At 36.8% G+C, this 11,976-nt stretch carries 7 protein-coding genes and 3 pseudogenes; 6 read left to right on the forward strand and 4 right to left on the reverse strand.

Going from position 1 to position 11,976, the window contains the following annotated elements; genetic code table 11:
• Positions 1-85 precede the first annotated feature (85 nt).
• The 4 genes and pseudogenes from dnaK to AAGD70_RS00560 all read left to right on the forward strand — a co-directional run bounded on the left by dnaK (position 86) and on the right by AAGD70_RS00560 (position 5,144).
• Positions 86-2,008, forward strand: a complete 1,923-nt coding sequence (gene dnaK / locus AAGD70_RS00545) for a molecular chaperone DnaK (RefSeq protein WP_065094918.1) — start codon at positions 86-88, stop codon at positions 2,006-2,008.
• Positions 2,009-2,078: 70 nt separating this feature from the next.
• The gene (locus AAGD70_RS00550; protein WP_065094920.1) at positions 2,079-2,363 is read left to right on the forward strand and encodes a BolA family protein; all 285 of its coding nucleotides are present in this window, start codon (positions 2,079-2,081) and stop codon (positions 2,361-2,363) included.
• Positions 2,364-2,370: 7 nt separating this feature from the next.
• Positions 2,371-3,604 (forward strand): annotated as a pseudogene (metC, locus tag AAGD70_RS00555) (cystathionine beta-lyase).
• Positions 3,579-5,144, forward strand: a complete 1,566-nt coding sequence (locus AAGD70_RS00560) for a UDP-N-acetylmuramoyl-L-alanyl-D-glutamate--2,6-diaminopimelate ligase (RefSeq protein ID WP_065094921.1) — start codon at positions 3,579-3,581, stop codon at positions 5,142-5,144. Before metC ends, AAGD70_RS00560 begins: the two are co-directional and overlap by 26 nt.
• On the opposite strand, the pseudogene AAGD70_RS00565 reads toward AAGD70_RS00560, so the two are convergent.
• Positions 5,115-5,567, reverse strand: a pseudogene (locus tag AAGD70_RS00565) (ComF family protein); the annotation flags it as partial. The gene AAGD70_RS00560 and the pseudogene AAGD70_RS00565 sit on opposite strands and share 30 nt — an antisense overlap.
• A gap of 58 nt (positions 5,568-5,625) precedes the next feature.
• Here AAGD70_RS00565 and AAGD70_RS00570 point away from each other — a divergent pair.
• Both AAGD70_RS00570 and AAGD70_RS00575 read left to right on the forward strand, forming a co-directional pair.
• A pseudogene (locus AAGD70_RS00570) lies at positions 5,626-6,450 on the forward strand (IS5-like element ISWpi1 family transposase).
• 86 nt (positions 6,451-6,536) lie between these two features.
• A protein-coding gene (locus AAGD70_RS00575) for an IS5 family transposase (protein ID WP_341814070.1) occupies positions 6,537-7,369 on the forward strand; the annotation gives its coding sequence in 2 pieces (ribosomal slippage) (positions 6,537-6,903 and positions 6,903-7,369; 834 coding nt in all).
• Between the two features lies 1 nt (position 7,370).
• Here AAGD70_RS00575 and AAGD70_RS00580 read toward each other — a convergent pair.
• From AAGD70_RS00580 to AAGD70_RS00590, 3 genes are all read right to left on the reverse strand, one after another.
• Positions 7,371-7,571 carry a hypothetical protein gene (locus AAGD70_RS00580; protein ID WP_065094950.1) on the reverse strand — a complete coding sequence of 67 codons (201 nt, stop codon included), beginning with the start codon at positions 7,569-7,571 and terminating at the stop codon, positions 7,371-7,373.
• A gap of 54 nt (positions 7,572-7,625) precedes the next feature.
• Entirely contained in the window at positions 7,626-10,421 is a 2,796-nt protein-coding gene (gene uvrA / locus AAGD70_RS00585) for an excinuclease ABC subunit UvrA (protein ID WP_065095384.1), read from the reverse strand.
• A gap of 416 nt (positions 10,422-10,837) precedes the next feature.
• Positions 10,838-10,990 (reverse strand): hypothetical protein, encoded by a 153-nt coding sequence (locus AAGD70_RS00590; protein ID WP_156518033.1) that lies wholly within the window; start codon positions 10,988-10,990, stop codon positions 10,838-10,840.
• Between the last annotated feature and the right edge of the window lie 986 nt (positions 10,991-11,976).

Below are 11,976 nucleotides of genomic sequence, written 5' to 3' on the forward strand. Positions count from 1 at the left end.
TAGAAACCTAAATTGGGCTTGTAATTAATGAGCCCTATACTTATATATTCTTATGTCAGATAATATTTACAATGGGGTACTCATTATGGGAAGAGCAATAGGTATAGATCTCGGAACAACAAATTCTTGTGTTGCAATAATGCAGGGCAAAGACACAAAGGTAATAGAGAATAAAGAAGGAGCAAGAACTACTCCATCTATAGTTGCATTTACTTCATCAGGAGAAAAATTGATTGGTGCTCCAGCAAAAAGGCAAGCAACCACCAATGCAAGTAATACCTTTTTTGCTACTAAGAGATTAATAGGCCGTCAATACGGTGATTCTGAAATGAAAAATCTAAACGTGCCGTATAAAGTGTTTGCGGCAAAAAATGGTGATGCATGGATTAAAACCACTGATAATAAAGAATACTCTCCTAGTCAAATTGGTGCATTTATACTACAAAACATGAAAGAAGCAGCAGAAGCTTATCTTGGAGAGGAAGTAAAAGATGCTGTGATAACAGTACCAGCATACTTCAATGACTCTCAACGTCAAGCAACAAAAGATGCAGGAAAAATCGCCGGATTAAATGTACTCAGAATAGTAAATGAACCAACTGCTGCAGCGCTTGCTTATGGTCTTGATAAAAAACATGGACACACAATAGTGGTGTATGATCTTGGTGGTGGTACATTTGATGTTTCAATACTTGAAATAGGTGAAGGGGTTTTTGAAGTAAAGGCTACAAATGGTGACACTCATCTTGGAGGTGAAGACTTTGATAATGGAGTAGTGAGTTATTTACTAGATGAATTCAAGAAAAGTAATGGCATTGATTTGAAAAATGATCCAATGGCTATGCAAAGAATCAAAGAAGCTGCTGAAAAAGCGAAAATTGAATTATCAAGTGCAATGGAAACGGAAATAAATCTACCGTTTATTACAGCTGATGCAAGTGGTCCAAAACACTTAAATATGAAATTAACGAGAGCAAAACTTGAAAGCTTAGTGAATGATTTAATCGAAAGAACTATGGCTCCTTGTAAAAAAGCTCTTGAGGATGCTAGTTTGTCTGCTAGTCAAATTGGCGAAGTGGTTCTCGTTGGTGGCATGACTCGTATGCCAAAAGTCATAGAGAAAGTTAAAGAATTCTTTGGCAAAGATCCACATAGAGGAGTTAACCCTGATGAAGTTGTAGCAATTGGAGCTGCAATACAGGCGGGGATCATTCAAGGTGATGTAAGAGATGTGTTGCTACTTGATGTGACTCCACTTTCTCTTGGTATTGAAACTCTAGGAGGAGTATTCACTCCACTTATTGAACGTAATACTACAATTCCTACTAAAAAATCTCAGGTGTTTTCAACTGCAGAAGATAACCAAACAGCTGTTACAATTAAGGTGCATCAGGGTGAAAGAAAACTGGCAGTTGATAATAAGCTACTCGGTCAGTTTAGTTTGGAAGGGATACCTCCTGCTCCGCGCGGAAGGCCACAAATTGAAGTGACATTTGATATAGATGCAAATGGAATAGCACACGTTTCTGCAAAAGATAAAGCTACTGGAAAAGAGCAAAAAATACGCATTCAATCTTCAGGTGGTTTATCTGATGATGAAATAAATCGCATGGTAAAAGAAGCTGAAGAAAAAGCGCAAGAAGATGAAAAGCGCAAAAAGTTTATTGAAGTGAAGAATCAAGCAGATAGCTTAGTCCATTCTACAGAAAAGTCTCTGACAGAGTATGGTGATAAAGTTTCACCAGAAGATAGATCTGCTATTGAAAATGCAGTTAACGAATTAAAAGAAGTTAGTAAATCTGATAACATTGATGACGCTGATTCAATACAGCAGAAAGTCACTAATCTTTCTCAATTATCTATGAAACTTGGAGAAGCTATGTATCAAACATCTCAACAAAATAGTGCTGAAAATGGCTTTTCATCAGAAGGAAATCCAAATGATAAAGAGGAAAAAGTAGTAGATTCTGATTATCAAGACATAGATAATAAAGAAAAGAATAAGTAATTGCGATTGTCATCCAAGTAGCTGATACTGGGATGACAAGAGGAGCATATTGTTGCTTAAAGAAGCCATTATGGATATTATTAAAACAATAGAAGAAAAGATACGCGATTCGATAGATGTAATTGATATCAACATTATCGATGAATCAGCAAAGCATGCTGATCATTATTTTGCTTCATCTTCAATATTACCTTCGCACATTAAATTAATATTAATATCTGACGGCTTTATTGGAATGAGCGTTCTAAAAAGACACAAGTTGATTTATGAGTTATTGAAGGGTGAGATAGAGCTAATACATGCAATTTCTCTTCACTTGTATACGCAAGATGAGTACAATTTAAAAAATAAATAATAAAAATGTGAAGGAAGAGTCTATATTAGTTAAAGCAGGAAGAAAATTTAATGACTATAAAGGTTCCATGAACCCGCCAGTTTATCATTCTTCTACCATATTATTTCCTACTTACAAGGACTACTTAAATGCAGCAAATGGAGAAAGTATATACGATGTAATCAACGATGGTGTTGCAAGAGATTATAGCTACAGTAATGTTGGTACTCCTACTGTTCATTATCTTTCAAATGCACTGGCTGAAATTGAAGGGAGTGGACAAGCGCTTATTTATCCTTCCGGACTATTTGCACTTACTTTTGCTATTCTAACTTTCGCTAAAGCAGGCTCGCACGTTTTAATTCAAGATAATAGTTATTATAGGCTTAGGAGGTTTGCAGAAAATGAGCTACCAAAAAGAGGAACAGAAGTAACTTTTTATGATCCAACACAGGATATAACTGATTTAATTCAGAGTAATACTTCATTGATAATGATCGAGACTCCTGGTTCTGTAACGTTTGAGATTTCGAATATAGAGCATATAGTAAAAGTTGCTAAGGAACATAAAATTGTGACCGTTTGTGACAATTCATGGGCCACTCCTTTGTTATTTAAGCCGCTTGATTATGGAGTTGATGTTGCACTATATGCGGTGACAAAGTATCTAGCCGGTCACTCAGATTTAGTGATGGGAGCTATGGTTGCTGAAGGTGAAACTTTTAAATTGCTTTATGAGAGCCATAAAAATTATGGGGTAACCATTCAATCGCACAACTGCTACCTTGCACATAGGGGACTAAGAACACTGCACACACGTATGAAAAGGCACCAAAATACAGCAATGGAAATGGCAAAGTGGCTAGAAAAACATTTAAAAATCAAAAAAGTTTTGTACCCAGCACTTCCCTCCCATCCTCAACACGAATTATGGAAAAGTTACTTCAAAGGAGCAAGTAGCGTATTCAGTATAATACTGGATAGAGAATATTCATGTGAAGAACTAAGCTGCATGGTTGATCATATGAAAATTTTTAGTATTGGTGCTTCTTGGGGAGGGTGCGACAGTTTGATATTACCAATAGATCGTAGATCTATGTCAAGATCTGTAATGAATTCAGATTATGGTGGAAGTTTTATACGGATATTTTGTGGACTGGAAGATCCTGAAGATTTAATCTCTGATTTAAATGCTGCACTAGCAAGGTTGCCATGTTTGAATATCAAAGCTGGCAGATGAAACTGAGAGAATTACTGCATAACATTATTGATGTTGACTTTGATGTTGAAATCAAGGGCGTTACATGTAATCCCAAGAGAGTCAAGGAAGGTTATCTTTTTGTTTGTGTGTCAGAAAGGAGTAAAGAATACGCAACATGCGATACTGGAATCCATATCCTTCCTACTGAATCACAGTGTTACGTACACAACTGTGTAGACGTTGTGATACAAGGGGCCAAGAAAGATGTCATCCCAGTGCTTGACTACTTGGATCCAGAAAATTTAATTGCAAATGAGCACACTAGGCAATTGTATAATAAAAACTGGATTCCAGTGTCACGCACTGGAATGACAGATACTTCGAGCTTTGCAGTGCTTGAACACCCAAACCCTCAAGAAATATACAGCGAAATAGTCAGCAGGTTTTATCAATTCAAACAGCCCAAATATGTTGCTGCTGTAACTGGTACAAATGGTAAAACTTCAGTAGTAGAATTTTGCCGCCAGATCTCGCAAAACTCTGGCTATAATGCTGCGTCTATTGGAACACTTGGAACATGCATCAATAATGGCAGAAAAGGTAATAGCAACAGCCTTACCACTCCAGGTGCAGAAGACCTTTACGCAACATTGCGTGGTATAAGTATAGAACACTTAGTGTTGGAATCATCAAGTCATGGGATTGATCAATACAGAATCCATGGATTAAAGTTGAGTGCTGCAGCTTTTACTAATTTCTCGCAAGATCATTTAGATTACCATAAAAGTCTTGGTGAATATTTAGAAACTAAAAAAAGGTTATTTTACGAAGTATTACCAGAAGGAAAAACAGCGATTTTAAATGCGGATATAGATGAATACTGCGCATTGCTTAAAATAGCTGAAAAACGCAGCAACAAAATTATCACCTATGGAAAAACAGGCTCTGATATTACTTTATTAGAGCAAACACCAACCCCTAATGGTCAACATCTTACAGTAAAAATTGATAACCAAATTTACAATACATTTTTCCCAGTTTTAGGAAAATTTCAAGCATATAATCTGCTATGTGCAATTGGTATATCTGGATTAAATTACAGAGAAATATGCGTAGAAAAACTCATTTCTCCACCAGGAAGAATGGAAAAAGTGAAACCTTTTACATTCGTGGATTACGCACACACTCCAAGTGCGCTTAAACAAGCCCTGTTGTCTTTAAAATGGCATATCAACAAAAAAATAATTCTAGTTTTTGGATGCGGTGGAAATCGCGATCAGACGAAACGTTTAGAAATGGGCAAAATAGCACAAATGTATGCAGACAAAGTAATAATTACAGATGATAATCCGCGTGATGAAGATCCGGCAAAAATTCGCCACGATATTTTGCTACATTGCCCTGATGCACTGGAGATAGGAGGTAGGAGAGAAGCTATAGAGAAAGGCGTAGATATTGCCTATAACGAGGGTATGATTCTGCTAGTTGCAGGAAAAGGACATGAGAAATTTCAAATCATAGGGAATCAAACTTTTGAATTTAGTGATGTTGAGGTTATTAAAAATCACGTTTTAACATGCTACCGTTCTTGCAAGCGATAGCACTCTCACTTCTCTTGCACCGGAGTTTAAAATTTCTTGAGAGCAAGATCTTACAGTTGCTCCGGTTGTTACCATATCATCAACTAATATCACGATTTTATTTTCGATAATTTTCTTGTTGCTTATTTTAAAAGCCTTCTTTAAGTTTTTTTCACGCTGTTTAAGTGAAAGACCAGCTTGAGATGTGGTATGGCGAAGGCGTTTTATTGCAAATGGCGTATAGGATAAATTGGACAACTTACTCAACTCTTTTGCGAGCAACGCTGCTTGATTATATTTACGTTTAAACAAGCGCATTTTATGTAACGGTATAGGAATTATGACTTCTGCGTTCTGAAACGTATTCTGATTAGCTTGGTATATCCACTTTGCATAGATTTTTACGTAATTCAAATTATCAAAAAATTTGAAATTTATAATCAGAGGTTGTCCGGAAACAAGTAAAAGGCTATAATATCTGAAATTTTAGTACGGGGTAAAGATGAGAAAAAAGTATCCAACAGATCTAAGCGAAAGGGAATGGGCAAGAATAGAAAAACACTTCAGAGTATCATACAAGAAAGGAGGAAGGCCGCCAAAGTATAGCAAAAGAGAAATATTAGAAGCAATTTTCTATGTATTGCGTACAGGGTGTCAATGGCGGTATTTACCAAATGATTTTCCGCTATGGAAGACTGTGTATGAGCAGTTCAGGCAATGGAAGAAGCAGGGAATTTTTGAGAAAATGAATTATGAAATATAGTAGAAGAAAAATAGGAAGGAATGAGCAGCCGAGTGCCTGTATAGTAGATAGTCAATCTGTAAAGACTACAGAAAAGGGGGGATCAAAGGCTATGATGGAAGTAAAAAAGTAAAGGGTAGAAAAAGGCATATAATTACAGACACTCAGGGTTTTATACTAGGTTGTTACGTAGGCGCTGCTAACGAAAATGATAGAGATGGTATTAAAATAGCATTAAACAATATGAGAACAAAATATACTAAAGTTAAAAAAATGTGGGCTGACATGGGATACCAAGGAAGAAATTTAAAGAATCACATAAAGGAAGAATATGACATAGATATTGAAATTGTTAAAAGGCCTCCATGTAGATTTTGGGTGCATAAAGATACGCCACCTGAGCTACTACCAACAAGAGAACAAGGGTTTAAAGTACAGCCAAGAAGATGGGTTGTAGAAAGGACTTTTGCTTGGGTTAATAGGAATAGAAGGCTATCGAAGGAGTATGATTTACTCACAACATCCACTGAGAATTTCATATACCTAGCTATGAGTAGGGTTATGTTAAAGAGGGAATATGCTTGAATTTACTTGTTTCCGGACAACCTCTTAGAGGTTGTCCATAAACCAAGGAATACGTAGTATATAAAGAAAGAATATTGAGGTAAGAGATGAGGAAAAAATATCCAACAGATTTAAGTAAAAGGGAATGGGCAAGAATAGAAAAACACTTCAGAGTATCGTACAAGAAAGGAGGAAGGCCACCAAAATACAGTAAGTGTGAGATAGTAAATGCAATTCTTTATATACTGCGCACAGGATGTCAATGGTGCTATTTACCACACGATTTTCCGCCGTGGAAGGCTGTGCATGAACAGTTTAGAAGATGGAAAAAGCAGGGAATTTTTGAGAAAATGAACTATGATATCACTAAATATAGTAGGTCAAAAATGGGAAGAAATGAGGAGCCGAGCGCATGCATAGTGGACAGTCAATCGGTAAAAACCACGGAAAAAGGGGGGTCAAAGGTTATGATGGTGCGAAAAAGGTAAAGGGGAGAAAAAGACATATAATCACAGATACTCAAGGATTTGTGCTTGGTTGCTATGTAGGAGCTGCAAGCGAAAATGACAGAGATGGGGTGAAGATGGCATTGGACGATATGAAGGAAAAATACAGCAATATTAAGAAAATGTGGGCTGATATGGGATACCAAGGAAAATATTTAAAGGATTACGTAAAGAGAGAATATGGGATAGATATTGAAATTGTCAAAAGGCCTCCATGTAGGTTTTGGGTGCATAAAGATACACCACTAGAACTATTGCCACAACGGGATCCTGGATTTTCAGTACAGCCGAGAAGGTGGGTGGTAGAGAGGACTTTTGCTTGGATCAATAGAAATAGAAGGCTATCAAAGGAGTACGATTTACTTACAACATCTACTGAAAGTTTCATATATCTGGCTATGAGTAAAGTTATGTTAAGTAGGGAATATGCTTGATTTACTGGTTTGTGGACAACCTCTTATAATCGCCTTTACTCTCAACTCCACAAATTACATCTTTCACAGGTCCTAGCACATTATCAACGTAACGTACAGATTTATAGAAACTATTTTCTGGAACTAGTGTGTTATCTTCTGCTTTCTTAGCAGGTACAACTCCATATTCAACGTACCTTCTAAAGTATCGATATACTGACATTCTTATCTCCAAATCATAAATATGCAACCTAGCCTAATATAATTAAGAAATAGTTTATAATAAATACGTTTTAAGATACCTGCCTGTAACACTTTCTGGAATTTTTACCACTTCTTCTGGAGTTCCAGTAGCAATCACTTCTCCGCCTTTTATTCCGCCCTCTGGTCCGATGTCTATTATATAATCTGCAGTTTTTATAACGTGCAAATTGTGCTCGATAACTATAACAGTGTTTCCCAGATCGACTAATCTATGGAGTATTTTTAGTAAGTTATTTATATCTTCAAAGTGTAATCCAGTTGTTGGCTCATCAAGAATATACAATGTTCTTCCGGTAAATCGTTTTGATAGCTCCTTGGACAGCTTTATTCGTTGTGCTTCACCCCCAGACAACGTTGTTGACGACTGTCCGAGTTTTATATAGCCAAGCCCCACTTCCTGCAAAGAAATCAACTTTTCTTTTACCATTGGAAGGTTTTCAAAAAAACCACAAGCTTGATCTATCGTCATATCAAGCACATCAGAGATTGATTTTTCTTTATAAGTAACTTCCAATGTTTCCCGATTATACCTTCGCCCTTTACACTGCTCACACTTCACATAAACGTCCGGTAGAAAATGCATCTCTATCTTTAAGTGCCCATCACCTTTACAAGCCTCACACCTTCCCCCTCTGGTATTAAATGAAAACCGGCCTATATTATATCCCCTTGCTTTTGACTCCGAAAGACCTGCAAACCAATTTCTTATATGAGTAAACATACCGACATATGTTGCTGGATTTGACGCAGGAGTTCTACCAATTGGCGACTGATCGACTTCTATAACTTTATCTATATATTCAAGGCCTTCTATTCTATCACACTGACCATACCTTGCAGACGAATGATGTATCTTATGTGCTGAATATTTATATAACGTTTCTATGACTAAACTTGATTTTCCCCCTCCTGATATTCCAGTAACACAAATAAGATTCCCTATAGGAAATTTAACGTTCACATTTTTTAAGTTATTTTCACATGCATTTATTACTTTTATGAACTGAGTTGCTTGCTTTCTTCTCCTTGGAATTAAAATTTTTTTCTCTCCACTCAAATATTGCCCTGTTATGCTCTCTGAATTTCTTTGCACCTGGTCTGGTGTTCCTTCTGCAACAACTTTTCCACCATTTACGCCAGCTCCAGGACCAATATCAATCGCATAATCAGCAGCCATTATTGTATCTTCATCATGCTCAACAACGATTACAGTGTTACCCATGTCTCTCAAGTTTTTCAGTGTAGCAATTAACCGATCATTATCGCATTGATGAAGGCCTATCGAGGGTTCATCAAGCACATACAGCACTCCTGTTAAACCAGAGCCAATTTGTGAAGCAAGTCTGATCCTCTGACTCTCACCGCCAGAGAGAGTGCTAGATTCTCGATCAAGCGTTAGGTAATTCAACCCTACATTCTTTAAAAATGCTAGCCTCTTGATTATTTCATTTAATATTTTACTTGAGATTTGCTTCTGTTGTTCTGTGAGCTTGTCTGGCAAATTTTCAAACCACTTAAGGGATTCATCGATGCTGAGCCTAGATATTTCACCTATATGTTTGCTATCAATTTTTACTGTAAGCGCTTCTTTTTTCAATCTATAGCCAGTACATTCTCTGCAGTGAGTGACAGAGCAATATCGCTCAACAAGTGTTTCATCATAATCCATCTGGTTCTCCAAGATACTGATCAAACCTTGAAATTTATTAGAGCCAAAGAGTATCATATCTTTTACTTCTTGATCTATGTTCTTCCACGGAATATCAAGGTTAAATTTGTAGTTTTCAGCCAGTGATAGAATTGCACTTTTTAGAAATCCATAACCTGTGTGCACTTGACGGAACATTGATCCCACTGGCTTTAAAGCACCCTCAGATATTGAAAGAGTTTCATCCGGTACTATTAGCTTTATATCAACACTTAGTTTTTTACCAAGCCCATTACACGAACCACATGCACCGTAAGGGCTGTTAAAAGAAAATAATCTTGGTTCTATTTCCTCAAGAGTGAAACCAGACTCGGGGCATGCAAAATTCTCTGAAAAAGTCAGAATTTGACCATTTTTATACTCGGAATTATGGTTGTCAGGTAGGTTTACTATTTCTACATACATTAGACCATTACCAAGTTTTAGTGCGGATTCTATACTACTTGGCAGTCGATTTCCTATATCGCCCAATATTGATATTCTATCTGCAACCACAAAAACGTCGTGTTTCTTGTTCTTATCGAGTTTAGGCAAGTCATCTACATTGTACACTTCACCATCTATTTTGAACCTTACGTAACCTTGTCTTTTAATTTCCAATATCTCTTTAAGATGTTCTCCCTTTCTACCACGCACAACAGGGGCAAGTATATATATCTTAGTTTCTAAAGGTAACGCAATTATAGTATCTACAATTTGAGACACCGTTTGTTTTGTTATTGGTAATCCAGTTGCAGGTGAATAAGGAACTCCTATTCGTGCATATACTAAGCGCAAGTAATCGTAAATTTCGGTAACAGTTCCAACTGTTGACCTTGGATTTTTTGAGATCGATTTCTGGTTGATAGATATTGCAGGAGAGAGACCTGTAATCGACTCAACATCTGGTTTATCCTGAATGTTGAGAAATTGACGCGCGTAAGCTGACAGGCTTTCAACGTACCGGCGTTGGCCTTCTGCATAAATCGTATCAAATGCGAGGCTAGACTTGCCAGAACCACTTAGCCCAGTTATAACAACTAGCTTATTTTTCGGTATATTGACGTCTACACCTTGCAGATTATGTTCCCTTGCGCCCTTAACTCTGATAAAATCGTCCATATTATACCATACAGCGTATTAATCATTATAGCCTCAAAATACGTGAATTTATAGTGATATATTGATTTTCTATTGATTTTTTCAACTGTTACGGAAAATTAGGCAGCGTTTGATAAATCGTCATTCCGCTACTTGTTAGCGGCTGAGATACCGCGACGGTATGACGGTGAAGTAGGCCAGTGCCCCTATGATGTCATCCCAGTGTCAAGCACATAGCTGTACGAACGTTGTAGTTTGGGAGCAATTCCCACCAGTGGGCCAGTGCCCAGACACTGGTTCTATGCAACTTAATTAAAAACGTTTGTTTTAGCGTAAGACAACTACCTTTAGCTCATCAGCTCAGTTATAAGCAAAATTTCTGGATTCCAGACTGGAATGACACCATTTGCTGTCTTCAAAAATGAATGTTCGTACAGCTATGTGTCAAGCACTGGGATGACACCATTCTTTTTTCTGGATTCCAGACTGGAATGACACCCCCCTGATAGGCTCAAATCATAATGTTTGTACAGTTGTGGGTTTAGGCTACCTATAAATTCTAAACTGTTGTTACGTATTAGGACCACCAAATACACCCCCAGGACCCAAAGTCAGTTTAGCTATATCAGAAAACAGGTTATGTGGAAATCTTAAAATATTTCTTGCTTGTCAAGCAAAATAAATACATTCCTACAAACAAACAGATGCTCAATATTGACACATAAGAAAACTTAAAAATTAAATCTCTAATATATATTGATAAGCATTTACCTGCAGAAAATTTATATAGTAATCCAACACATACAACGGCACTATCAACCACTGATGCTATAATTAAAGTAATGAAATTTGCCATATGAAAATTCAACTTGGACCTCAATTTTTCAAAAATAATTATGCTTGAGAGAAGAGAGACTAAAATTGCAGTATATGAAATCAATATCATCAAACTAAAACTTTGCAATTTAAAAACACAACATAGCACTGTACACACTATTAAACTGTACGTAGCTTTACTTTTGCCATAAAATTCAACTATTGAATTTACAACTAAAGCAGCTCCCACAAATAAGGCAGCACATATCATCAATTTATTTGAAGTGTTGAGTAAAGAAAGACTGATAAACAGGAGTATCGATAAAATAGACATAATTACCTACCCAAAATTAATAACATACATTCATTCTAAATAAACATTACATATAGTAAAAGAGTTATTTAGCATAATCAAAAAAAATATTTTAAACTGACATGCTATAGCTAGTGCAAGTCAGGTTTCCCTACGTCATACCGCGATTCATTCCATAGCTGTACGAACATTCATTTTCGAAGGTAAATTGCACAACAGATGATGTCATTCCAGTCTGGAATCCAGAAATTTTGCTTATAACTGAGTTGATGAGCTAAAGGTAGTTGTCTTATGCTAAAACAAACGTTTTTAATTAAGTTGCATAGAACCAGTGTCTGGGCACTGGCCCACTGGTGGGAATTGCTCCCAAACTACAACGTTCGTACAGTTGTGGATTCATTCGCGGTATCTCTTAGCCGCTAACAAGCAGCGGGATGACGAGTTTGT

Source organism: Wolbachia endosymbiont (group A) of Nomada flava, from assembly GCF_964027055.1.
GTDB lineage: Bacteria > Pseudomonadota > Alphaproteobacteria > Rickettsiales > Anaplasmataceae > Wolbachia > Wolbachia pipientis.

Bases quoted from the DNA above. Each gene is read 5' to 3' on its own strand.
- dnaK (WP_065094918.1), top strand. From the start codon at position 86: ATGGGAAGAGCAATAGGTATAGATCTCGGAACAACAAATTCTTGTGTT.
- uvrA (WP_065095384.1), bottom strand. From the start codon at position 10,421: ATGGACGATTTTATCAGAGTTAAGGGCGCAAGGGAACATAATCTGCAA.
- AAGD70_RS00580 (WP_065094950.1), bottom strand. From the start codon at position 7,571: ATGTCAGTATATCGATACTTTAGAAGGTACGTTGAATATGGAGTTGTA.
- AAGD70_RS00550 (WP_065094920.1), top strand. From the start codon at position 2,079: ATGGATATTATTAAAACAATAGAAGAAAAGATACGCGATTCGATAGAT.
- AAGD70_RS00560 (WP_065094921.1), top strand. From the start codon at position 3,579: ATGAAACTGAGAGAATTACTGCATAACATTATTGATGTTGACTTTGAT.